Origin of the sequence: Pseudomonas viridiflava, assembly GCF_001642795.1 — a bacterium.
Lineage (GTDB): Bacteria > Pseudomonadota > Gammaproteobacteria > Pseudomonadales > Pseudomonadaceae > Aquipseudomonas > Aquipseudomonas viridiflava.
On sequence record NZ_LKEH01000043.1, the window covers coordinates 97,806 to 122,489 of the forward strand.

The 24,684-nt window shown below is 60.8% G+C and carries 19 protein-coding genes; 9 read left to right on the top strand and 10 right to left on the bottom strand.

Annotated features, from left to right (window positions below; all coding sequences use genetic code 11):
• Positions 1–215: 215 nt before the first annotated feature.
• Positions 216–2,231, bottom strand: coding sequence for an excinuclease ABC subunit UvrB (gene uvrB / locus AO065_RS20790; protein WP_004883812.1), 2,016 nt, complete (start codon positions 2,229–2,231; stop codon positions 216–218).
• 385 nt (positions 2,232–2,616) lie between these two features.
• Between uvrB and AO065_RS20795 the strand changes: the two genes are divergently transcribed.
• Both AO065_RS20795 and AO065_RS20800 read left to right on the top strand, forming a co-directional pair.
• Complete coding sequence (locus AO065_RS20795) at positions 2,617–3,813, top strand: amino acid aminotransferase (RefSeq protein WP_004883813.1); 1,197 nt, start codon at positions 2,617–2,619, stop codon at positions 3,811–3,813.
• A gap of 317 nt (positions 3,814–4,130) precedes the next feature.
• Positions 4,131–4,433: a hypothetical protein gene (locus AO065_RS20800; RefSeq protein WP_032651559.1), complete on the top strand. Its 303-nt coding sequence runs from the start codon at positions 4,131–4,133 to the stop codon at positions 4,431–4,433.
• Positions 4,434–4,490: 57 nt separating this feature from the next.
• Here AO065_RS20800 and pvdQ read toward each other — a convergent pair whose 3' ends face one another.
• Positions 4,491–6,839, bottom strand: a complete 2,349-nt coding sequence (gene pvdQ, locus AO065_RS20805; protein WP_004883815.1) for a bifunctional acylase PvdQ — start codon at positions 6,837–6,839, stop codon at positions 4,491–4,493.
• Positions 6,840–7,036: 197 nt separating this feature from the next.
• Between pvdQ and AO065_RS20810 the strand changes: the two genes are divergently transcribed.
• From AO065_RS20810 to AO065_RS20820, 3 genes are read left to right on the top strand one after another with little or no spacing between them, the layout of a single operon-like run.
• Positions 7,037–8,209, top strand: a complete 1,173-nt coding sequence (locus tag AO065_RS20810) for an efflux RND transporter periplasmic adaptor subunit (protein WP_004883816.1) — start codon at positions 7,037–7,039, stop codon at positions 8,207–8,209.
• Complete coding sequence (locus AO065_RS20815) at positions 8,210–10,177, top strand: MacB family efflux pump subunit (protein ID WP_004883817.1); 1,968 nt, start codon at positions 8,210–8,212, stop codon at positions 10,175–10,177. It abuts the gene before it with no gap.
• Positions 10,178–10,188: 11 nt separating this feature from the next.
• Entirely contained in the window at positions 10,189–11,577 is a 1,389-nt protein-coding gene (locus AO065_RS20820; protein ID WP_004883818.1) for an efflux transporter outer membrane subunit, read from the top strand.
• Between the two features lie 271 nt (positions 11,578–11,848).
• Here the strand turns inward: AO065_RS20820 and pvdP are convergent, their stop codons facing one another.
• From pvdP to AO065_RS20850, 5 genes are all read right to left on the bottom strand, one after another.
• Positions 11,849–13,483, bottom strand: a complete 1,635-nt coding sequence (gene pvdP / locus AO065_RS20825; protein ID WP_032651562.1) for a pyoverdine maturation tyrosinase PvdP — start codon at positions 13,481–13,483, stop codon at positions 11,849–11,851.
• A 308-nt stretch (positions 13,484–13,791) separates the two neighbouring features.
• On the bottom strand, positions 13,792–14,007 hold the full coding sequence (locus AO065_RS20830; RefSeq protein WP_004883820.1) for a DUF6434 domain-containing protein: 216 nt from the start codon (positions 14,005–14,007) through the stop codon (positions 13,792–13,794).
• A 208-nt stretch (positions 14,008–14,215) separates the two neighbouring features.
• Positions 14,216–14,593 carry a hypothetical protein gene (locus AO065_RS20835; protein ID WP_032651567.1) on the bottom strand — a complete coding sequence of 126 codons (378 nt, stop codon included), beginning with the start codon at positions 14,591–14,593 and terminating at the stop codon, positions 14,216–14,218.
• Positions 14,594–15,138: 545 nt separating this feature from the next.
• Entirely contained in the window at positions 15,139–16,290 is a 1,152-nt protein-coding gene (locus tag AO065_RS20845) for a polymorphic toxin type 44 domain-containing protein (protein ID WP_004883823.1), read from the bottom strand.
• Positions 16,291–16,410: 120 nt separating this feature from the next.
• Positions 16,411–17,295: a LysR family transcriptional regulator gene (locus tag AO065_RS20850; RefSeq protein WP_004883824.1), complete on the bottom strand. Its 885-nt coding sequence runs from the start codon at positions 17,293–17,295 to the stop codon at positions 16,411–16,413.
• A gap of 99 nt (positions 17,296–17,394) precedes the next feature.
• Here AO065_RS20850 and AO065_RS20855 point away from each other — a divergent pair, with 99 nt between their 5' ends.
• Both AO065_RS20855 and AO065_RS20860 read left to right on the top strand, forming a co-directional pair.
• On the top strand, positions 17,395–17,877 hold the full coding sequence (locus AO065_RS20855) for a multidrug/biocide efflux PACE transporter (RefSeq protein WP_004883825.1): 483 nt from the start codon (positions 17,395–17,397) through the stop codon (positions 17,875–17,877).
• Between the two features lie 114 nt (positions 17,878–17,991).
• Positions 17,992–18,825: a PhzF family phenazine biosynthesis protein gene (locus AO065_RS20860; RefSeq protein ID WP_004883826.1), complete on the top strand. Its 834-nt coding sequence runs from the start codon at positions 17,992–17,994 to the stop codon at positions 18,823–18,825.
• 3 nt (positions 18,826–18,828) lie between these two features.
• On the opposite strand, the gene AO065_RS20865 is transcribed toward AO065_RS20860, so the two are convergent.
• The gene (locus AO065_RS20865; protein ID WP_004883827.1) at positions 18,829–19,980 is read right to left on the bottom strand and encodes an MFS transporter; all 1,152 of its coding nucleotides are present in this window, start codon (positions 19,978–19,980) and stop codon (positions 18,829–18,831) included.
• A 392-nt stretch (positions 19,981–20,372) separates the two neighbouring features.
• Here AO065_RS20865 and nudK point away from each other — a divergent pair, with 392 nt between their 5' ends.
• Positions 20,373–20,969, top strand: a complete 597-nt coding sequence (gene nudK, locus AO065_RS20870) for a GDP-mannose pyrophosphatase NudK (protein ID WP_004883828.1) — start codon at positions 20,373–20,375, stop codon at positions 20,967–20,969.
• A 130-nt stretch (positions 20,970–21,099) separates the two neighbouring features.
• Positions 21,100–21,984 carry an EamA family transporter RarD gene (gene rarD, locus AO065_RS20875; RefSeq protein ID WP_004883829.1) on the top strand — a complete coding sequence of 295 codons (885 nt, stop codon included), beginning with the start codon at positions 21,100–21,102 and terminating at the stop codon, positions 21,982–21,984.
• Positions 21,985–21,987: 3 nt separating this feature from the next.
• Here the strand turns inward: rarD and zapE are convergent, their stop codons facing one another.
• Both zapE and AO065_RS20885 read right to left on the bottom strand, forming a co-directional pair.
• Entirely contained in the window at positions 21,988–23,103 is a 1,116-nt protein-coding gene (gene zapE / locus AO065_RS20880) for a cell division protein ZapE (protein ID WP_004883830.1), read from the bottom strand.
• A gap of 47 nt (positions 23,104–23,150) precedes the next feature.
• Positions 23,151–24,596 carry a SulP family inorganic anion transporter gene (locus AO065_RS20885; RefSeq protein WP_004883831.1) on the bottom strand — a complete coding sequence of 482 codons (1,446 nt, stop codon included), beginning with the start codon at positions 24,594–24,596 and terminating at the stop codon, positions 23,151–23,153.
• Positions 24,597–24,684 lie beyond the last annotated feature (88 nt).

Genomic DNA, 24,684 nt, shown 5'->3' on the forward strand with positions numbered 1-24,684 from the left:
TCGAATCAGCGCCAGGACTCAGCCTTCACCCACGTCGCAATCGGCTGCGTCCGCACTATCGCGCAAAAAAGCACGGCAGTTCCGCTGTCTCACTGGATAGCCAGATGACTTGTGTATAACGATGAGCGCTTCGCGTGGGCATGCGTCCCACGATACTCTGCGCCACGTTCGAGAGCGGACGCGGAGCGTGCTGGATGCAGCGAGCCATCGCTGCATCACACCGTCAGCAAGCGCTCGCGCAGTTTGCCGATTTCGTCGCGCATCTGTGCTGCGGCCTCGAACTCCAGGTCGCGGGCCAGCTGGTACATTTTCTCTTCCAATTGACGGATGCGCTTGGTGATTTCGCTGGGCGAGCGCAGTTCGTTTTCGTACTTGGCGTTTTCCTCGGCTGCCTTGGCCATGCCTTTGCGCTTCTTGCTGCGCGAGCCCGGCACGGTGGCGCCTTCCATGATATCGGCCACGTCCTTGAACACACCTTTTGGCGTGATGCCATGCTCAAGGTTGAACGCGATCTGTTTTTCTCGACGACGTTCAGTCTCGTTGATCGCCCGCTCCATGGAGCCGGTGATCCGGTCGGCATACAGAATCGCCCGGCCATTGAGGTTACGCGCCGCCCGACCGATGGTCTGGATCAACGAACGGTCGGAACGCAGGAAGCCTTCCTTGTCGGCATCGAGAATTGCCACCAGCGACACTTCCGGCATGTCCAGACCTTCGCGCAGCAGGTTGATGCCCACCAGCACGTCAAAAGTGCCCAGACGCAGGTCACGAATGATCTCGACCCGCTCCACCGTGTCGATGTCCGAGTGCAGGTAACGCACCCGCACGCCATGGTCGCTGAGGTAATCGGTCAGATCCTCGGCCATGCGTTTGGTCAACGTGGTCACCAGCACCCGCTCGTCGATGGAGGCACGCTTGTTGATTTCCGACAGCAGGTCATCGACCTGGGTCAGCGCCGGGCGAATCTCGATCTGCGGGTCCACCAGACCGGTCGGGCGCACGACCTGCTCGACCACACGCCCGGCATGCTCGGCTTCGTACTTGCCGGGAGTCGCCGAAACGAAGATGGTCTGCGGGCTGACGTTCTCCCACTCTTCGAAACGCATCGGCCTATTGTCCAGCGCCGATGGCAGCCGGAAACCGTACTCCACCAGGGTTTCCTTGCGTGAGCGGTCGCCTTTATACATGGCGCCGACCTGCGGCACGCTGACGTGGGACTCGTCGATCACCAGCAAGGCGTCCGGCGGCAGGTAGTCGTACAGTGTTGGCGGCGGCGCGCCTGTCGGACGGCCCGACAGGTAGCGTGAGTAGTTCTCGATACCATTGCAGTAGCCCAGCTCCAGAATCATCTCAAGGTCGAATCGGGTGCGCTGCTCCAGACGCTGGGCTTCGACCAGCTTGTTCTGGCTGCGCAGGTATTCCAGACGCTCACCAAGCTCGACCTTGATGCCTTCCATCGCGTCCAGCAGCGTTTCGCGGGGCGTGACGTAGTGGCTCTTGGGGTAAAAGGTGAAGCGCGGCAGCTTGCGAATCACCTCGCCGGTCAGCGGATCGAACGCCGACAGGCTCTCGACCTCGTCGTCGAACAGCTCGACGCGAATCGCTTCCAGGTCCGATTCGGCCGGATAGATGTCGATCACATCGCCCCGCACCCGAAAGGTGGCGCGGGCAAAGTCCATGTCGTTGCGGGTGTATTGCAGGTCAGCCAGACGGCGCAGCAAGGCGCGCTGATCCAGTTTGTCGCCCCGGTCGATGTGCAAGACCATGCGCAGGTAGGTTTCGGGGCTGCCGAGACCATAAATGCACGACACCGTGGTGACGATGATCGCGTCCTTGCGTTCCAGCAGTGCCTTGGTCGCGGACAGACGCATCTGCTCGATGTGGTCGTTGATCGACGCATCCTTCTCGATGAAGGTGTCGGACGACGGCACATAGGCTTCCGGCTGGTAGTAGTCGTAGTACGAGACGAAATATTCGACGGCGTTGTTCGGAAAGAACGCCTTGAATTCGCCATACAACTGCGCCGCCAGGGTCTTGTTCGGCGCCAGCACCAGGGTCGGGCGCTGCACCTGAGAGATGACGTTGGCGATGCTGAACGTCTTGCCCGACCCCGTCACACCCAGCAGGGTCTGGTGCGCAAGTCCGGCGTCGATCCCTTCGACCAGTTGGCGAATGGCCTCGGGCTGATCACCAGCGGGCTCAAAACGGGTAACGAGCTGGAACTCGGACATAACCTACCTCTTGAATTCGTTCGCGTCGGGGTTCGCGACAAGGACTCGTCTGCGCGGCCTGTACCGGCAATGACGAAAACACCACCGACGACTCATCCCGTCAATGGGAGACGACGTGCGGCAGTGGCAGTGCTTGAAGTGATACACATTAAATGGAGACGTTTGCGCATGTTTCAAGGCGCTCATTTCACCAGTGGCTACATCATTGAGGTTTCAACGGGACGAACGTTCTGCAAATAAACCGAAAAACCTTGAAAAAACCCGCCCTGCCCTGTCGCCCCTCAGGGGGATGCTCTTTATACTAGGTCCCCGTTTGTGCACCGCTTTGGCGCATTCGGCCGCGGCGTGCATACCCCTCCCTCCTTCATTCAGAGCTGCCGCAAAAATGAGCCTCTTCTCCGCTGTCGAAATGGCGCCCCGCGATCCTATCCTGGGTATCAACGAAGCATTCAACGCCGACACCCGCACCACCAAGGTCAACCTTGGTGTGGGCGTCTACTGTGACGAAGACGGGCGCATTCCTCTGCTGCGCGCAGTGGCCGAAGCCGAGAAGATCCGTGTTGCACAGCACGCGCCACGTGGCTATTTGCCGATCGACGGTATTGCGGCCTACGACCTGGCCGTGCAGAAGCTGTTGCTGGGCGCCGACTCGCCATTGATCGCGTCGGGCCGTGTTCTGACCACCCAATCGGTCGGTGGCACTGGCGCGCTGAAGATCGGCGCAGACTTCCTCAAGCAACTGCTGCCCAACGCCGTTGTGGCCATCAGCGACCCGAGCTGGGAAAACCACCGTGCGCTGTTCGAAACCGCAGGCTTCCCGGTTCAGAACTATCGCTACTACGACGCTGCCTCCCACGACGTGAACCGTGGCGGCATGCTCGAAGACCTGAAAAACCTGCCTGACCATTCCGTGATCGTGCTGCACGCCTGCTGCCACAATCCAACCGGCGTCGACCTGAATCTGGAAGACTGGAAAAAGGTCCTGGAAGTGGTCAAGGCCAAGGGTCACGTACCGTTTCTGGACATGGCCTATCAGGGTTTCGGCCAGGGTATTCAGGAAGACGCCATCGCCGTGCGCCTGTTCGCCGAGTCCGGCATGACCTTCTTCGCCTCCAGCTCGTTCTCCAAGTCGCTGTCGCTGTACGGCGAGCGCGTCGGTGCGCTGTCGATCATCACTGAATCGAAAGAAGAGACCGCCCGCGTGCTGTCCCAGGTCAAGCGTGTGATCCGCACCAACTATTCCAACCCGCCGACCCACGGCGCAATCATCTCCGCGGCCGTGCTCAACGACCCGGCGCTGCGTGCCATGTGGGAAGAGGAATTGGGCGAAATGCGTGTGAGGATCCAGGGCATGCGCAAGGCGATGGTCGAGCGTCTGGCCGACAACCCGGCCGGTCAGGACTTCAGCTTCGTCGGCCGTCAGTGCGGCATGTTCTCCTACTCCGGCCTGACCGCCGAACAGGCCCAGCGCCTGCGCAGCGAGTTCGGCATCTATGCGCTGGACACCGGTCGTATCTGTGTCGCGGCGTTGAACCAGAAAAACATCGACGCTGTGTGCGACGCGATCAAGAAGGTGTTGTAAGAGGGAACCGACAATGCTCACTCCGCGTGAGCATGCATCCTGTAACGCGCTGCGTCACAATTGGCACAGATTGTGGGCTCAGTGAGCCGAGCGCCCGGTTCAGGTCACCTTTGCGCCCTTACGGCGCGCTACTTTGGGGGACCAAAGTAGCCAAAGTCCTTCGCTCCGGTTCCGGCCCCGGCTTCGCCGCGGTTCCTTCGTCCTGATCGTGCCCAGTCAGCCCGCTCATACCACTCGGCAATCCGATCGAACGATCCCTCTTCCCCGCACCTCGAAAGTCTGTCAGCCATTTTTTGAAGCAGACTTTCGAGGTATTCATGTCTACCGAACCGCAACGGCAAAAAGAACAGGCACCCGGTCAGCACACGCCTCCGGACCAGGGCACGGAACGCAACGATCCGGCCATCGATCCGCAGGAGCCGGATGCTGTGCCGGATTCGAGCGGGCATGATGGTCAACGTCAGAATCAACAGCAAAGTCAGAGCCAGAGCCAATCGCAAGGATCGTCTGAAAAAAGTGCCTACGTGCCTGACTATGAGCCGCAGGAAAAGCCCCGGACTCAACGCAATCATCAGCCGACTCAGGGCGTTGATGCAGACATCGATACTCAGGGCGGCTGAAACCTCGTAATCACCAAGTGAATTGGGCCATGTGGCCCAATCACTGCTTCAGCCTGATCAGCGTACGGACGGAGAAAGCTGCTCTTTGATTTCCTGCACCTGATACGCCGGATCAGCCTTGATCTGCTGCTCGGTGAACGGCAAGTCAGCCCACTGCTTGTTAGAGAACGCCTCGGTTTGATCCCGCGAATGGGCCGACTGCGGATTGCTCGATTCGGAGAACGCCAGTAATCCCTTGGCCTGCGGTCCATTTTCGTCGAATGTCACCACTTGCAGGTAGCTGGTGCCGCTGACTACTTCGCGCTTGCCATCCTTGCCCGCCACTGTCTGCATGGCGTTGTAGACGCCCAGTGCTGCGGGACCGCCGTGGATCGGAACCGGTACACCGCTTTGGCTCGATACCTGAATATCACCCCAGGTCGTCTTCGCCGTCAGGCCTGTCTTGCTCACCTCGTCCTGCGCCGTCAGCATCGCAGCGCGTAACGCCGTGGCGACTTCCGGGTACTCGATAGCCAGACCACGGGGCGTGTGAATCGGGTCCTTGGCGTCGAACGCCACCCGCCAGCGCGAGCCGACGGACTGCATCGCGGCCATGATTTTCTGGAAGTACACGAAGCCCAAACCACTGCTCACGTCGACCCGACCGTCCCAGGCTTTCAATGCCGTGCACAGCGGTGCCAGGCGCTTTTCATCATCACCCAGTCCCGTCGCACAGAACTGCAAAAGATCCGGCAACACCTGCCCGGCCTGATACACCTCGTTGTCCATCACCATGGCCTGCAGGTTCTCGACGCTGACCTTACCCAACTGCTGCAGTTTGCCGAGTCGATCCAGCGCAAAACGCGCACGCAGCCCGAGCGGCTGGCCTTCCTGACTGATCAGCGGCGAAAAGTTTTTCTGCGGTACCGCCGGATTGACCATCCAGGCCGAGTCATTGGAATGCTGCACAAAGTCGGTCCGCAGCAGTTGCGGCTGACGCGATGACGGATAGATGCCGGGTTGCGCTGCCTCGGGCGCGATGTCCCAGTTACAGTCGCTGCGCGAACCGTCGAGGATGATCAGCTCGGTGCCGATACGCGGGTCACTGCACTTGGCGAGCTTGACCGCATCCACATTCGGCACCACCGACAGGTTCATGTACAGCGCCTGCCCCTTGGCATCGACCGCCACGGTGTTCACCCATGGGATGCCCTGAATGCTGCGCACCGAATCCTGAAACGCCTTGAGGTTTTTCGCCTGATCCATGGCGTACCACTGTTGCAGCACGCGGTCATTCTTGAGGTTCGCGTCGCGCAGGCTGAAGGCGTACTTGTCGTCCCAGTCCATCCTGCCCGGCCATTGCACCACAGGGCCGAATTTCGACGAATAGATCGTGCGGGTTACAGGCTTGATGCTGCCGTCCGCCTGTTTCGCCTCGACACTCACCTGTTGCTTGCCCATCGCCACTGATTTGCCGTCGAGCATGTAACGCGTCGAATCCCTGGGGTCAAGCGTCAGTCGATGCAGCGTGAAGTGTTTGGACGTATCGACAGTGTGGGTCCAGGCCAAGTGCTGGTTGAAGCCGATGTTGATCAGCGGCAGACCCGGCAACGCAGCACCCATCACGTCCAGTTTGCCGGGAATGGTCAGGTGCATCTGGTAGAAACGCATGCCACCGCCCCACGGAAAATGCGGGTTGGCCAGCAACATGCCGCGTCCGTTGGCAGACAGTTCGCGTCCTATCGCCACTGCATTGCTGCCACGCTCCAGCGCAAATTGTTCATTGCGCGCGGCGGCCAGTTGCAGGGCTTCACGCTGCTCGCTCTGCAACCCGGCCTGAGCACCCGCTTGCGGCGGTCTGGCACCAGCCAGCGCTTCAGTGAACTGCCCCACGCCACCCTCGACCAGCAATCGGCGGGTCAGGCGCACCAGATCGTCGGTACTGATCGGTCGTACCCATTCGGCGGCGCAGGCTGTGGGCAGACCTTTGGCATTCTGCTCGTCCAGCGAGCGGTTATAGCCAGCCGCGTAACCCTGCATCAATTGACGAATCTCGGGCGGCTGGGCCTTCCAGAAATCCGCGAGTGCTTCAGGCGTGTTCAACCATTTGAACAGCAGGTCGCTGGCCATATTGTTGCGCTGTTCGAGGGTCGCCTTGTTCGGCCCGAAATAGCGGGAGCGCTCGCCATTGACCGTGACGATCTCGCTCGCCAGTAGGCACAGGTTGTCCTGGGCATAGGCGTAACCGATGCCATAACCCAGCCCGCACTCGTCAGCAGCCACAATATGCGGCACGCCAAATGTCGTGCGACGCACCTGCGCCGAGGCGTTCTGATGCTCGGGGGCAATCAGTGCCTGGGCGGGCAAAACCAGCCCGAACGACAGACCCGCGACAAGGAAACCGGACAACGGCCTGGACATGATCATGCTGACTTCACCTCGAAAGGAAAACGGAACACGGCTGGAATGAGCCGCTCCCCTTAAACGATTCGGCAGAACAAAATTTAGTGAACAAAGCCAATTAATTGACAGCGCTAAATTCCGCCGCACTCCCCTCGTCTTAATGACAGCCCCAGTAGCCGTCGCCCGTCGACCGGCCGATTTTTTCCAGGCAGGAACCCTGCATGAAACGCTCTCGACTCCCTCGACGCACTGTCCTCGCGGCACTGTGCCTGTTTCCGGTCATTGCCTTGTGCGCGTGGCAGATCCTGCCGGGCGACCACAACAGGACGCCTACCGTCACCGTCACGCGCAGCAGCATTGAAAACAGCGTGACGGCGCTGGGCACGCTGCAACCGCGCAGTTATGTAGACGTGGGCTCGCAGGCAACCGGGCAGATCATGAAGATCCATGTGCAGGTGGGTGATCAGGTCAAGGAAGGTCAACTGTTGGTCGAGATCGATCCGTCCACGCAAAAAGCCAGGCTCGATGCAGCGCGCTACGCCATCGACAACCTCAAGGCCCAGCTTCAGGAGCAGCGCGCGCTGCACGAACTGGCGCAGCAGAAGCAGCAACGTCAGCAACGTCTGGCGGCCGGAGGTGCGACACGGGCCGAAGACGTGCAGGCGGCCGAGTCCGAGTTTCGCGCTACTCAGGCCAGGGTCGACATGTTCAAGGCGCAGATCCTTGAAGCCCAGGCGGCGTTGCGCAGTGACGAGGCCGCGCTGGGCTACACCCGCATCTACGCGCCCATGAGCGGCACGGTGGTCGCGCTGGACGCCCGCGAAGGCCAGACCCTCAATGCACAGCAACAGACCCCGCTGATCCTGCGCATCGCCCGCCTGTCGCCGATGACGGTGTGGGCCGAAGTGTCCGAAGCCGACATCGGCCATGTGAAACCGGGCATGAGCGCTTACTTCACGACCCTGAGCGGCGGCAGTCGGCGCTGGAAAAGCACCGTACGGCAGATCCTGCCCGTGCCACCCAAACCTCTGGAGCAGGCCAATCAGGGCGGCGGCAGCCCGAGCAGTTCGCGCAAGAACGGCGGCGGCCGAGTGGTGCTGTACACCGTGCTGCTGGACGTCGACAACGACGATCAGGCGCTGATGGCCGAGATGACGGCGCAGATCTTTTTCGTTGCAGGCAGCGCGCAGAACACCCTGACCGCGCCGCTGTCAGCGTTGAAAAACGGTACGCAAGGCGATCTGCAGACCGCGCAGGTGCTGACCGCCAGCGGCGAAGTGCAGAACCGTCAGGTGCGCACCGGGATCAGCGACCGTCTACGAGTGCAGATCCTTGACGGTCTGGAAGAAGGCGACCGCCTTCTGATGCCCTCCGCGCCTGGCAGCGGAGGCTGAATGCAGACGCCGCTGATCGACCTGCGGGCCATTCGAAAATCCTACGGCGGAGGCGACAGCCCGCAGGTCAACGTCCTGCAGGGCATCGACCTGTCGATTCACGCAGGAGAGTTCGTCGCGATTGTCGGCGCGTCCGGCTCCGGCAAATCGACGCTGATGAATATTCTGGGCTGCCTGGATCGCCCTACCTCGGGTGAATACCTGTTTGCCGGCGAAAACGTCGCCGAACTGGGCAGCGACGAGCTGGCCTGGCTGCGCCGCGAGGCGTTCGGCTTCGTGTTTCAGGGCTATCACCTGATCCCGTCCGGCTCGGCACAGGAAAACGTCGAGATGCCGGCGATCTACGCTGGCACACCCGCTGCGCAACGCCATGCCCGGGCCGCCGCCTTGCTGGACCGGCTGGGGCTTGGTTCGCGCACCGGCAATCGCCCGCATCAACTCTCCGGCGGCCAGCAGCAACGAGTGTCCATTGCCCGCGCCTTGATGAACGGCGGCCACATCATCCTGGCCGATGAGCCGACCGGCGCGCTGGACAGTCACAGTGGCGCGGAAGTGATGACGTTGCTGGACGAGCTGGCCAGTCAGGGCCACGTCGTCATTCTGATTACCCACGACCGCGACGTCGCCGCCCGCGCCAGGCGCGTCATCGAAATCAGCGACGGGCGGATTGTCAGCGATACGCTCAGCGAGACCACTGGGGATGCTCAGCCAACGGGGGCTCTGCAAGCGGTGGATCTGCGGGCACGACTGGCCCAGGGCAGCAACGCCCGCAGCGCGTGGAAAGGCGAGCTGCTCGACGCCGTCCAGGCAGCGTGGCGAGTAATGTGGATCAACCGGTTTCGCACTGCACTGACGCTGCTGGGCATTGTCATCGGCGTCGCCTCGGTGGTGGTGATGCTGGCGGTCGGTGAAGGCAGCAAGCGTCAGGTCATGGCGCAGATGTCGTCGTTCGGTTCCAACATTATTTACCTTAATGGCAAGGCCCCCAGTCCGCGCGCGCCGAAAGGCATCATCACGCTGGAAGAGGTCGCCGCGCTGGGCGATTTGCCCGAGGTCCGCATGATCATGCCGGTCAACGGCGGACAGGCAGGTGTGCGCTTCGGCAATGTCGACCATTCCAGCTACGTGGGCGGCAATGACACGCACTTCTCGGCCATTTTCAACTGGCCGGTGGTGGAAGGCAGTTACTTCACCGAAGCCGATGAACAGAGCGCAGCGGCAGTGGCCGTGATCGGACACAAGGTCCGGCAGAAACTGTTCGGCGAGCGCATCGACCCCATCGGCCAGTACATCCTGATCGAGAACGTACCGTTTCAGGTGGTCGGCGTGCTTCAGGAAAAAGGCGCCAGTTCGGGCGATCTGGACAGCGACAACCGCATCGCGATTCCCTATTCGGCGGCCAGCATTCGTTTGTTCGGCTCGCAGGATCCCGAGTACATCACCATCGCCACCCGCGACGCCGACAACGTCAAACAGGCCGAGGCAGCGATTCGCAATTTGCTGAACCAGCTGCACAACGGCAAGCAGGATTACGAGCTGACCAACAACGCAGCGATGATCCAGGCCGAGGCCCGCACCCAGAATACGCTGTCGTTGATGCTCGGCTCGATTGCGGCGATCTCGCTGCTGGTCGGCGGCATTGGCGTGATGAACATTATGCTGATGACAGTGCGCGAGCGAACCCGTGAAATCGGCATCCGCATGGCCACCGGTGCGCGCCAGAGCGACATTCTCCGTCAGTTCCTCACCGAAGCGGTGATGCTCTCGGTGGTCGGCGGTCTGGCCGGTATCGTCCTCGCACTGGGCATGGGCACGGTGCTGTTGCTGAGCAATGTGGCCGTGGCCTTTTCCCTGTCGGCCGTGGTCGGTGCCTTTGGCTGCGCGCTGATCACCGGGGTGATCTTCGGCTTCATGCCCGCCCGCAAAGCTGCCCGCCTCGACCCGGTGGCGGCCCTTACCAGTCAATGAAGGGGCAATCCATGAAACCACGCCTCACGCTGTTGACCACGTGCCTGTTGCTGGCCGCCTGCGGCACGTCCGCGCCCGTCCCGGACATCGGCGTCCAGCCACCGCCAACCTGGGCATTTGCCCAGAGCGCGGCGACTCAGCGCAACGACGCCAGCTGGTGGCAACATTTCGGCAGCCCGACACTCAACCGCCTGATCGAACAGGCCAGCCGTGACAGCCATGAAGTCGGCGCGGCCATGGCGCGAGTGCGTCAGGCCCAGGCGACAGCCATCATCGGTGGCGCACCGCTATTGCCCGAACTGGGTTATGACCTGCGCGGCGAGCGCAACACATTCATGCGCAGCAGCGATCGCAAGGCCAATCCGTCCGACGACAACAACACCGACAGTTTCACCGCCGCCCTTACCGCCAGCTATGAAGTGGACTTCTGGGGCGGCGTGGCGGCCGGCCGTGACAGCGCCGTGCAGCGTTTGCGTGCCAGCCAGTTCGATCAGGCGACCGTGGAGCTGACACTGCTCAGCAATGTGGCCGACCGCTACGCGCAGACCCTGTCAGCCCGCGAACAGGGCCGTATCGCCGCGCTCAACCTGGCCAACGCGCAGGATGTTTTGCGACTGGTGCAGACCCGTTACGACTCGGGATCGGCAACGGCACTGGAACTCGCGCAACAAAAGAATCTGGTCGCCACCCAGCAACGCGAACTGCCACGCATTCAACAACTGGCCAACGAGCAGTTGATCACCCTCGCCGCCCTGCTGGGCCAACCGGTGCAGAACCTCAAACTCGGTGATCAGCCGTTCGACACACTGAGCTGGCCGGACATCGGCAGCGGTGTGCCCAGCGACCTTCTCACCCGCCGTCCTGACCTGGCCAAGGCCGAAGCCGAGCTGGCAGCCGCGCACGCCGACGTCACGGTCGCCCGCGCCGCGATGCTGCCCAAGTTGACCCTGAGTGCCCGCGTCGGCACCGAATCGGTCCGCGCCGAAGACTGGCTGCGCGCACCGTTCAGCAGCCTGGCGGCAGGTCTGGTCGGGCCGATCTTCAACAATGGCCGCCTCGGTGCCGAGCGCGACCGGGCCACGGCGCGGCAGGAAGAACTGCTGGAAACCTATCGCGGCGCAATCATCAACAGCTTCGCCGACGTGGAAAAGGCACTCAACAGCATCGACGGCCTTGATCGACAGCGTGGCTGGCATGAAGAAGAACTGAAACAGGCGCAGACCGCGTTTCGCATCGCCCAGAGTCGTTATCAGGAAGGTGCCGAGGACCTGCTGACCGTACTGGAGACCCAACGCACCCTGTATCAGGCGCAGGACATCAGCGTGCAGTTAAGGTTATCGAGGATGCAGGCGAGTATCGCGCTGTACAAAGCGCTGGGCGGTGGCTGGCAGGTGCATTGAGTTGCATGGCGGACGCGGAGCGTCCTGAGAGGCGTTCCCACGCTGGAGCGTTGGGAACGATCCGAGGTACGACACTGATCGTGCCCATCGCTCCGCGTGGGAGGCGGCTTGCCGGCGATGCAGTCGACGCGGTATGTCAGGAAAATCGCGTCATCGTTCATCGCCGGCAAGCCGCCTCCCACGGTCCGGTGTTTGCTGCGCGACAGCGCTACGTCGAAGAAGTGGTGGCGCCTCCCACAGTCCGGTGAGCTGCAAGACTGCGTATATCGATCTAAAACCACTTCTCCGGCAGCAGATTGCGCGCATACCACGGGCGACGCGGCACGCGGCGGACCAGGTCGCCGAGTTTGTCGTCGGCGGCGAAGGTAATGCGCAGCGCGAGCTTCATGACTTCCGGGTCCATCTCCATGGAGGTCCCGGCCTGCAGGCCCGGCGTGGTGCTGCAACCGTGGGTCACCGGCCCCAGCCACGGGTCGCTGACTTCCACCCAGCGACCCGGCGCGAACCAGGGCACGCCGTTGACCTCGAGGCGCTTCACTTCACCCGGATGAAAACGCTCGTGCGCCCGGAACCAGTCATCGATACGGTCGTCGATCCAGCCATGGAACATCCAGAACACCGGGTTCACGTGGGACGAAAACGGGTCGGCCAGAAAGTCGTTTTCCGGGCCGAACCAGCGCTCGGCAAAGTCATCCGAACGCCTTGCCATCGGTACCGGCTGGCCGTTGGCCGGGTCGCGGGCCACCGAGGCCCAGCGCATGTGCAGCCAGTCGTGCAGTTCCAGTTCGACCTGCGAACCGAACTGACCCAGCGTCAGCTTCGACAGAAAGCGCGGGTCACGGTACTGGGATTCCCAGACCTGAAAATGGGTGTGATAGGTCTCGGGGCTTTTGATGTCGCTGACCAGCAGGGTGTATTCCTCGTCGCCCTGCGCCAGCCAGTTCGGCGGCAGTGAACAGCCGTCGTGGTTGTCGAAGTAGCGTGCAAAGCCCAGCCGGTCGCGCTCAAGTTCTGGCTGCGGCATTGGAAAACGCGGCCACGATGGCAGGTCCTGAATCTGCCGCGCCTGAATCAGCATGTGCCGGTGCATGAAGAAGAAGTCCACGCCCGAGCCGTTCCGGTCCTTGCGCGGTCCGCGAGCATCGCGCTCCTTGTCCCGCGGCCCTGGCTGCCAGCCGATACCGCGCAAGGCTTCCTGCTTGTCGGTGGGCAGTTTGTGCCATTTGTCCCGGGACGCATGCCAGAGCTGGTGGAACAGACGATGTTCCTTTGAAATCAGCCAGGCGTGAAACTCAGGCGTCAGACTGACCCGCTCCCGCGCTTCCGGGAACAATTGCTTGATCGCGATCACCCGATTTTCCAGCTCCGGCAGGGCCAGCGGTCGGTCAAGGCGTTCGATACGGCCACTCAGCGTGCCACTGCCCGCGTTGCCGAATCCGCCCCACACCTCATCGAGGATCAGGCTGAATTCGTAATCCGGTGTATCGCTGTGGGGGTCGTCGCCTGCGTGCCCGTCCATGACCCGCAGGTACAGTTTGGCGGCATTGGCCGGTTGCAGGTCGCCAATCACTCGAAAGCGCGGCATTGCCTCGCCGCGCAGGTTGTCAGCGGTATCGATGTAACCGCGTATTCCACGACCGCGCGGGGCGATGTCGAGGAACAGTTCCAGGCCTTGCAACGGCGCATTACGCAGCCCTGCATCGCGCCCCTCGAAGCGCAACGTCCACACGCCGCGCAACTTGTCGGCCAGACGCTGGGTGGCGACGTCGGCCGGGCCTGCGGTGGCCTCGCCGGGTGTGATGGGTTCCTCGACGCGCGTGAGTTCCCGATGTGCATACCAGGCAGCCGGTACTGCCGCGCCGGTCAGCGCCAGCCCTGCCATGAACCCTCGTCGAGAAATCGTCATCACCCTACCTGTTACAGCCCCCGAGACGCCGGGTATCCAGCTAGAACGTAAAGCCTGAGGATAAATTTACTTCTCGTCACAAGTGGCACAGATTGCCGACTCAGTGAGCCGAGCGCATGACGTGGATAACGCTGGAGCTTATCCACGCATCTGCGCCACATTCGAGAGCGGACGCGGAGCGTCCTGGGAGGCATTCCCACGCAGAGCGCTCATCGTTATGCACAAGTCGGCCTCGACACTGATCGTGCCCATCGCGTAGGCATGCAGCCGTGACGCTCTGCGTCACATTTCCGAGCGACCACAGGTCTTCAGTCAATCACCGAACGCCTGCGCAGCCACTCGTCCACCACCTGCCCCATGCGCTTGGGTTCGCCGTCGATGATCCAGGCCATGAAGGCGCGATCAAACCTGAACTGCGGCCCGCACTGTTCGGTCATGAAACGCCGTACGTTCTGGGTATTTCGATAGTGCGCATCTACTGCGGTGTCGCGGGTAATCAGATCGCTGTGCCAGTCGAATGCCATGTCCGATTCACTCATGAAGGAAACTCCACCCCGTTATAACGCGATTCAGAAGTGGTCACGAGTCGGCCATTGCTCGAATCAGGCCGAAAGCCGCCCGATCAGGGCCAAATCGTCAGTTGATTTCAGGCTCTTGGTAGCGAATGGCGGTGGTCACCGACAGAGAGCCCCGTGACGAAACCGGGCACACCTGCGAATACAATTCCGTACGCTAAACATCGCTCCCGAGGCACGGAGACAGGCGATCCACATCCGTACCACCTGCAGGCGATGTATCGACTCGACCATCAGCTTTCAGGTAGATATGCGTCTCAGGCCACTTGGGATCGATTCGGACACAGCCGCTGATATTCCCGCTGTCCCACCAATAAACCTCCATGAAGAAGTCCTCGTCCTGAAAAATCGCTCCGTAATCACCCGTCGTTTCGCCCGGAAGCAAACGGCGTTTGAAGGTACGGTGATGGGTATTCCAGATATAACTCAACTCGCTCGTTGCGTTTTCAGAGTAATGAAGCGTCACATCTGGCGTAGATACTTGCCACACCGCGAAAGGTGAAAGCAGCATCAGGCATTTGAATCTGGCGTCCATCAGCGTGTGTGGTTCGGATTGTTGCATATACATTTTTTGAATAGCACTCGGACAACCCCAACTTCAAACCAAATGGAGACCCGCTATCGGAAAGGCGCGAATCACCATGGACTTTTCTCATACGGGCAAGGCTTAAGCAACTCCAGATCAGTGTCACTCCCGGCGCTCGTGTCGACAGCGCCTTCGGCATCAAGATAGATATCGGTACCCCACAATGTTGGGGTGATTATAACGCAATGTCGTCCCGCCGTGCCCCCCCACCATTCAAGCCTCATAAGAAAACTGTCATTGCGCAATATTTCGCCCCAATCAAAAGAGCTTTCGCCCGGATAAAGCGTTCCTCTGTAAATCCGATGATTGGTATTCCAGATAAATCCTAACGTTTTTTTTGCCTCGACCGGATAATGGAGCCATGCATCGGGGGTGATAAGACTGACAACGACCAAAGGAGAGACTAGAAACATAATGCAGCAGACGGGCTTAAAGCCAAAGCCTGGCTTTCTATACCGCATACATTAATTCCGGTATATGAAGAATATCAACGATCACTGGCATTTGGTATTTGCCCCGCCGTAACATTCATGGACCCGCACGCCACATTCCCAATCCGATACGCCCACCCCTAGCACCTTATTCATGACCTCCGCTGCCGTAAGTCTTCCCATTGGATGAGACTCGTATAATTCCATACCGATCGTGATTGAAATACGGTCCGGCGCGTCGTCCCAAGCTCTAAGACCCTCAATATTTTCAAAACGATGAGGCCCTCTACGCCTGGATGGATTCAATGCAAACCTGACGGCGTCCGAGGCTATTTGCTCCAGCCCTGCTCCGTCCAGCAAAACGGCCTTACTGAATCCCGCAGCGGTACCGATATACCCATAATGAATATTTGACCAAATATCATAGAAATAGTCGTACGGCCCCTGCTTGTGCCAAACTCCAAATATCTTCTGCAATTCAACCTTATGATCCCAAGGTCTATTTTGTCCCACTTTTTCAGTCCACATTGCCATAGCAGCCAATGAATTAGAGCGACCAACTTCTTGGGGATTATTATGAGCACCCAGCTGTGCGTACCACGGTAAATCAAGCCACCTTTCCGTTTCATCAACTACGTTGTAGCTGAGCAGTTCCTTGATCCTCAGTACTGTGGTATCGAAGATATTACGGTTCATTTCCTCCGCGATATAACCGGCCAATTGCTCCATTTGGTCCGGATGCTCACAAAGTGGCTGGTCAGATAAGTTCGCCCGGGGTGCTTCTGTTGGACTATAGGCATCAACAAACGCACTCGCCTCTTGAGCCCTGCCCAACAACTCAGGATCATTCACCAACGCATCCAGCCTGGCCTCATCCACCGAACCATCATCGCGCAACATCCCAAGCCGCGAAAAATCCACAACGCGCGCCCCACCGCCGCCACCCGCACTGAAGCCACCCATCACATCCGGGCTGCCGGCGACGATCATTCCGCCATGGCTGGTGGGGCTGCCCAGATGGGCCATGGGGCGGCCGTTGACCAGAATCGACGGGAAGCCCGCGACGATCACGGCACCGCAGGCACAGACGTCGCCGACCCGCGCGACGTTCATCACGTTGGCGAGCACATCGCTGGATGCGCTGACGATGGGTGTTGGAATGTGCCCGGGTATCGGGCAGACGTGCAGGTCGCCCTGGCGTGCGGAGGGAATCATGCGGGGTCCTTTGCTTTATCACCTGCGGGATGCAGGGGTGACGACGCTAAAGGACACGCTCGAAGTTATATGTCAGACGGTTCCGAACCTGATGCACGAAGCCTCACTATTGAGACCTGTTCATTCCCCGGCAAATGGCACAAGCGAATCCAGCAGCCATGAACCGGCCGGGCCCAGACTGCGTTGGAACGACCAGATCACATCCACGGCCGAACGACGCGGCCAGCCGGATACGTTGAGTTCCTTGAGCAACCCGCCCGAATAGCGCGACACCAGCCAGCGCGGCAACGCCGACCAGCCGAAGCCGAATGCGGCCATGTCCATCAGCAGCAGGTAATTGGGCGCCGACCAGTGTCTATGGCCGCTGGTGGGCAGGTCATCGGTGGGTATGCTTTGCTCGACCAGCGTGTTGAGGCGCAGCGCCCGATAGCGCGCCAGTTGCTGATAATCGACCCGTTCCAGCGCCGCCAGCGGATGCTTGTGCGACACGAACAGACCGAAGTCGGCGCATTCATCGATGGTCGCATGGCCGATTTCGGGCGGGTAACTGGACTGCGCCGAGAGCAGCCCCAGCGATGCCCTTCCCGACTGCACCAGACTGATCGCATCGCCATGCTCGGCAAACACGCATTCCATCTCCAACTCCGGGAAGCGCTGGTCCAGCTCGGCCATCAACCGCTCGAAATCGGCAAACTGGTTGGCGTCCGACAGCACCAGCGTGAGCCTGGGTTCGACGCCCTCGACCAGTCTCCCTGCGGCCCGACGCAAGCGGTCGGCAGCGCACAACACGTCATCGACCCGACCCAGCATCACCTTGCCTGCTTCGGTCAGCACCGGCTGACGTGACGAGCGATCAAACAGCTCAAGACCCAGATCGATCTCCAGTCGGGCAATCGCTTCGCTGATCGTCGACTGACTCTTGCCCAGACGGCGAGCCGCCGCACTGAACGAGCCCAGCGCGGCGATCTGGGCGAAGGCTTCAAGCGCTTCGGGTGAATAACTCATGGACGACCTCTATCGGTTTTACCGATGGTAATGATTTTCAGCTTAACGCAAAGACCGATGATAATGCTGTCACGAATGAGCACAAAGGACCGACGCGTCATGAGCCGCACTCTCACCAACACCCCTGAACAGACTCAGGTACCGAACAAATCCCTCAGGGAGCGTATCCTGCACGCCGGCCTGTTCGAGTTGGGCGGTGTGATTCTGGTCGCCCCGCTGCTGGCCTGGCTAATGAACCACTCGCTGACCATGATGGGCGCGATGACGGTCATGATCTCCACCGTCGCCATGCTCTGGAACATGGTTTACAACGCGCTGTTCGACCGTCTGCGCGCCCGGTTCGGGTTTGCCATGAGCCTGATGACGCGTGCGCTGCATGCATTGGGTTTCGAGGGCGGTCTGATTCTGGCGGTCGTCCCGCTGGCCGCCTGGTGGCTGTCGATCAGCCTGTTCGAAGCGTTCGTACTCGATATTGGTCTGCTGCTGATGTTCCTGCCCTACACCATGCTGTTCAACTGGGCCTATGACAAAGTGCGCGAGCGGGTTATGCAAAGACGTCTGTCGAAATGCGAGGCGGTTTGAGGGCGGGTCATCCATCAAGCCCAGAGATGCACCGGATAAGGATTTCTGGTTGGATTAACGCCTCGTATCTGAAGCACACTGTCAGGCCATGACAACGGCAAAGGACCCGCAACAATGGCGACTGAAATACTCAAACTGGCTGCGTTCAGCGATGGGGATAAAGGCGGTAACCCGGCTGGGGTATGGATTGGCGATGCGCTGCCTGACGATCATGTCATGCAGCAGATTGCCGCCGAGGTCGGTTTCTCCGAAACCGCATTTGCCGCGCCTGTAGAAGGTGGCTGGCGAGTGCGTTATTTTTCGCCGCTGGCCGAAGTGCCATTCTGCGGTCACGCCACCATCGCCCTTGGCGCTGCACTGGCCGCTCAGCAAGGCGACGGGGTGTTCAACCTCACGCTCAATCACGCACAGATCACCGTCGAAGGTCATGCCCTGGGCTCGCTGACATCGGCAGCGCTGCAGTCGCCTGCCACGCACAGCACGCCGGTCAGTACGGAACTGCTGGACGAAGCACTGGCACTGTTCGGTTACAGCCATGACGATCTGGACGCTCGCATTCCGCCTGCCTACATCAATGGCGGAGCGGGACATCTGATTCTGGCGTTGAACAGCCGGGCGACGCTCAAGGCCATGCAGTACGACCAGCAGGCCGGGCATGACCTGATGGTCCGCGAAAGCTGGGCCACAATTCTGCTGGCGTATGCCGAAAGCGAGCAGTTTTTCCATACCCGTAACCCGTTTGCCTTCGGCGGCGTATACGAAGACCCGGCAACCGGCGCGGCCACGGCGGCACTGGCGGGCTATCTGCGTGACATCGGCTGGCCACACGGCGGGATGATCGACATTCTGCAGGGCGAGGACATGGGCAGCCGTTCGCGCCTGCGCGCCGAGATACCGCAGCAGACCGGCAGTTCGATCCGCGTGTCGGGCATGGCGCGCAGGCTCTGAGGCTCAGGTCCTCAATTTGCTCCCGCCGATCGCCACGCCCAGGAGCATCACGGCGACGATCATGAAAGCGATTTCAAGGCTGCTGACATGGGCGATGAAGCCGATGGCAGCAGGCCCGATCAGAATCCCGGCGTAACCCACGGTGGTGATTGCCGGGATTGCCACGCTTTCCGGCATGCTTTTCTGCCGACCAACCGCGCTGTAACACACCGGCACGATGTTCGAGCAGCCTGCGCCGACCAGTGCATACCCCAGCAACGCCGCTTCCCAGGCCGGAATCAATGTGGCCACGGCCAGACCTGCCGCTGCGCACAATCCGCCAAGGATAATCACTCGGTTGGAACCGACCCGGCGCACGATCGCATCGCCGAACAGCCGTCCCAGCGTCATGGTCGCGGCGAACACCGCATAGCCCAGTCCGGCGTAGGAAGCCTCGACACCGCGCAACGACGTCAGGAACACCGCGCTCCAGTCCAGCATTGCACCTTCGGCCAGAAACACCGTGAAGCACAGCAGCCCGATGAACAGCACCACGCCATGCGGGATTGCGAACGCCGGGCCGTCAGAGCGGCTGCCATACGACAACAGATTGGGGGCGGCCTTCGCCAGTGCCAGCAGCGTCAGCGCGACTACGATCAGCATCGACGCGAACGGCGAAATGCCCAGACTGAGCAGGCCACTGACACCGGCCGCGCCGACGATACCGCCCAGACTGAACAGGCCGTGAAAACCCGACATCATGGTCCTGCCGCTGGCCCGCTCGACAATTACCGCCTGCACATTGGCCGTACAGTCCACGCCGCCCATACTGGCTCCGAACAGAAACAGCACAGCGATCAATAACGGCAGACTCGATACGGTCGCCAGCAGCGGCAAACACAGACAGATCAATAGCGTCGAGATAACCAGCAGACGCCGACAACCGAATCGCGCGGCCAGCGCCCCGGCCAGCGGCATGGCGATGATGGAACCCACGCCCAGGCACAACAGCAACAGGCCGAGCGTGCCCTCATCAAGCCCCATCCGCTGTTTGGCATAAGGCACCAGTGGTGCCCACGAAGCGACGCTGAAACCGGCAATGAAAAACGCAATACGCGTCGAAGACTGTTCGGCCCGCGCCTTGGCATCCTGGGCTACGGTGCTGAAAGAGGTCATGCATGCTCCTTGTTGAGGCCGGATGCCGTCAGCGCAGGTGACGATCCGGCAAAGCCGGGTTGACTGATGGTTTACAGCGCAAGTACAGGTCTGAAAATTATTGCCCTGCGCCCTTGAAAGTTAAAATCGTTGTTGATCATGAACCTCGATAATTGCAGACGCCTTTACATTCAGGTCCAGAGGTGCAGAGGTCCTTTGACCTGTGGCCCCGCCTTGCCATGCCGGGAACATGGATCTAGATTCAGTTTCGCACGTAATCGGTGCAAGAGTCTGCCGCAACGGCTTCGGCATAAGGCATCAGATACGCCATGGAACGCCCTGTTATTCAAGGAAAAGTGATTTATGAACCGTTCGTCACAACCACTGCCCGTCATTAATACGGGAGCCAGACCATGACCCATCCAGTCGCTACAAAGGACCGTGTACGCATCAAACAGGTCGAGGTGCTGTCGGACAACTGGTACGTATTGCGCAAGACGACCTATGACTTCCTCGGCCGCGACGGTACCTGGAGCACGCTGAGCCGTGAAACCTATGACCGCGGCAACGGCGCGACCATCCTGCTCTACAGCAGACTGAAACAGACCATCGTGCTGACTCGGCAATTCAGGTTCCCCGCGTTCGTCAACGAGCACGACGGCATGCTCATCGAAACCTGCGCAGGCCTGCTTGATCGTGATGATCCTCACACCTGTATCCGCAAGGAGACCCAGGAAGAGACCGGCTATCGCATTCAGGAAGTGCGCAAGGTGTTCGAAGCCTTCATGAGCCCGGGATCGGTCACCGAGCGACTGTATTTCTTCGTCGGAGAATATTTCGATGAAGACAAACGCAGTGCCGGCGGCGGCCTGCAGGACGAAGGCGAAGAGATTGAGGTGCTGGAACTGCCTCTGGACGAGGCGCTGGCCATGATCGACACCGGAGAAATCTGCGATGGTAAAACCATCATGTTGCTGCAGTACGCCAAACTGCATCGACTGCTGGATTAGCGTCGCCGCTGACATCAACGGCGTGATAGTCCCTCTGCACTGAAGCTTTTTATTCGCCCGCACACTAAACTGGCAGCCGTTTGCCCCAAACCGGGGCAGAGCGTCTTATTGATAGACCCAAGAGGCCGCTGTGTACAAAGGTGTCGTGCTGTCGGTTCTGGCTTCAGTGCTGTTCGGGGTCATGTATTTCTATACCTCGCTGATGAAGCCACTGGACGGCCAGGAAATCTTCGGCTGGCGAATGCTGCTGACCGTGCCCTGCGCCACGCTGTTCATGCTGATCAGTGGCGACTGGAAGCTGGTGCGTGCACTCGCCGCCAGACTGCGCCAACAGCCAGCGCTGTTCTTCGGGCTGATGTTGTCGTCGGTGCTGCTGGGCGCACAGCTGCTGATTTTCATGTGGGCACCGCTGCATGGTCGCAGCCTCGAAGTCTCGCTGGGCTATTTCCTGCTGCCGCTGAGCATGATTCTCACCGGCCGCGTTGTGTACGGCGAACACCTGTCCTATCTGCAGAAGATCGCGGCAGCCTTTGCGACGATCGGCGTCGGCCACGAGCTGTGGCGACTGGGCAGTTTCTCGTGGGAAACGCTGCTGGTCGCCGGGGGTTATCCGCTGTATTTCGTGCTGCGGCGCAGGCTCAAGACCGATAACCTGGGCGGGCTGTGGTTCGACATGCTGTTCATGCTGCCCATCGGCCTGTGGTTCATCGCCAACGGGCATCCGCTCGCGATCCAGCAGACGCCCATTCTCTATCTGTTGATTCCGGTGCTGGGCATCATCAGTGCCTCGGCGCTGGTCAGTTACATCATCGCCAGTCGTCTGCTGCCGTTCAGTCTGTTCGGGCTGCTCAGCTACGTCGAGCCGGTGCTGCTGGTGGGCGTTGCGCTGCTGCTGGGCGAAAGCATCAGCCGTGACGAAATGCTCACCTACATACCCATCTGGATCGCGGTGGGCGTGCTGATTCTGGAAGGCGCCAAACACATGCTGGCCCAGCGCCGGCGGGATGCGGCCTGAGCCTCAGTGCTCGGTGAAACGCTCCAGTTGCATCTCCTGAAGGCGGCTCAGGGTGCGGCGGAACGCGAATGACAGGTAGCCTTCGGTGTACAACGCATCCATCGCCACCTGCGCTTCGACATACAACGGAATGCGCCGGTCGTAGCACTCGTCCACCAGCGCAATGAAGCGCCGCACGCCGTCGTCGTGAGGTGACAACTGCGGCAATTCGCGGTCCCCCGCCGCCACCTGCTCAACACCATCCTCGGTGCCACGGGCGATTTTCGATTCGCGTTGCGCTGCGCTCAGGGACGGCACTTCGCTGATCAGGATCACCGAAAATCGGTCGCACAGGGCAATGAAGTCCATCGCCGCCAGCGGTTGTTCGCACAGGTCCCGATAACGGCACCACACCGCCGTGTCGGAATGCTGAACCACATTGATGCTGCGATAGCCGAGCATGACTTGAGAATCGTGGATCGGCTGCCCGGCGCTGAGCGTGTCGAAAATCCCTTGCAGGGCGCTGGGACGTCCGGCTTCGGCCACCCAGTAACGCTGGTGCAACTGGCCGGGATGCAGACGATGGTCCTCGCCGCCGTCGACCGCGACGACGTTCATGTATTTCTGGATGGCGATGATCGCAGGCATGAAGCGCTCACGGTTGTGACCGTGACTGTACAGTTGCTCCGGCGGCTGATTGGAGGTGCAGACCAGCACCACGCCTTCTTCGAACATGACCTGCAACAGGCCACCGAGAATCACGGCATCGCCGATGTCGGTGACGAACAGCTCGTCGAAGCACATCACCCGGACTTCGCGCGCCAGCTCTTTCGCCACCACGGTCAGCGGATGCGGTGTGCCGATCAGCTCGAACATGCGCTTGTGCACCCAGCGCATGAAGTGATGAAAATGCTGACGCCGGGCCGGAACGCTCAGGCTTTCGAAGAAACGGTCCATGAGCCAGGTCTTGCCGCGCCCGACCGGCCCCCAGAGATAAACACCCTGCGCCCGGCCACGCCCTTCGGCCAGCGCCAGGTAGCAGGCCTGAAGCTGACGGGCCGCCTGCAACTGCGCCTCATCGGGCTGAAAACCACGCTGGACCGCACGTTCGTAGGCATCCAGAGGAGACACGGCACTCATCGATCACGCACCTTCGACAACAGGAAAGACACTCAGCATATACAGGTTCAGGCGTGCTGCACGCCCGCACGTTTGAGCAGCCGTTTGCAGCGCTCGGACAGATGCACCACACGCAGATGCTTGCCCGCCTTGGCATAGCGCTCGCGCAGAGTCTTGAGCGCAGCGATGGCCGAATAGTCGACGAAGCTCAGGTGACGGCAGTCCAGCGTGACCTGCGCCGGGTCTTCGGCCGGGTTGAACTGGTCAAGAAAGGGTGTAGCCGAGGCGAAGAACAGCGTGCCGTGCAGGTGGTAGATCTTGCTGCCGTCGGCTTCGACATGGCTGTCGGCGTATAGCTCACGAGCCTGTTGCCAGGCGAAGTTGATCGCAGCGATGACAATGCCGAACAGCACGGCCGTCGCCAGATCGGTCAGCACCGTCACGACGGTCACGGCAATGATCGCCAGCACGTCGTTCACCGGAACCTTGCGCAGCACGCGCAGCGAGGCCCAGGCGAAGGTCTGCTGGGCCACCACGAACATGACACCGACCAGCGCCGCCAAGGGAATGCGCTCGATCAGCGGCGACAGAAACAGCACGAACATCAGAATCATCATGCCCGCGACAATCCCGGACACCCTGCCCCGTCCGCCGGAGCTGAGGTTGATGACGGTCTGGCCGATCATCGCGCAGCCGCCCATGCCGCCGAACGCACCCGACACCATGTTCGCCGCGCCCAGCGCCACGCATTCGCGGTCCGGATAGCCTCGGGTTTCGGTGATTTCGTCCGTCAGGTTGAGGGTCAGCAGGGTTTCCAGCAGGCCGACCAGCGCCATCAGGATCGCGTACGGCGCGATGATGCGCAGGGTGTCCAGATTCCACGGAATGTCCGGCAGGTTGAACATCGGCAAACCACCCGCGATGTGGGCCATGTCGCCGAGCGTCCGGGTCGGCAGATCAAGGAAATACACCGCCAGGCCGACGCCGAGAATCGCGACCAGCGCAGGCGGCACGGCGCGGGTCACACGCGGCAGCACATAGACCACGGCCATGGTCAGCGCGACCAGCCCCAGCATCACGTACAGCGGCGTCCCACTCAGCCAGGCTTCGCCGACCTTGAAATGCTCCAGCTGGGCCATGGCGATGACGATGGCCAGGCCGTTGACGAAGCCGAGCATCACCGGATAGGGCACCAGCCGCACGAGCTTGCCAAGGCGCAAGACGCCGAACAGGATCATCAACAGGCCGCCCAGCAATACCGTCGCCAGCAAATACTGAACGCCCTGCTGCACCACCAGCGCCACGATGACCACGGCCATCGACCCCGCAGCCCCGGAGACCATTCCCGGTCGCCCGCCGAACAGCGCCGTCAGCGTGCAGATGATGAACGCCCCATACAGGCCCATCAGCGGATTGAGGTGCGCCACCAGCGCAAAGGCGATGCACTCGGGCACCAGCGCGAAGGATGTGGTGAGCCCTGCCAGGACTTCGGCGCGTAGACGGATTGTTTTCATGACTGACCTGAACGACGTCTGCGGAACAGCCCGCAGCGGTGCGAAAAAGGGGGCATGTTACGCAAACACGTCTTTATCGGCCACTGCT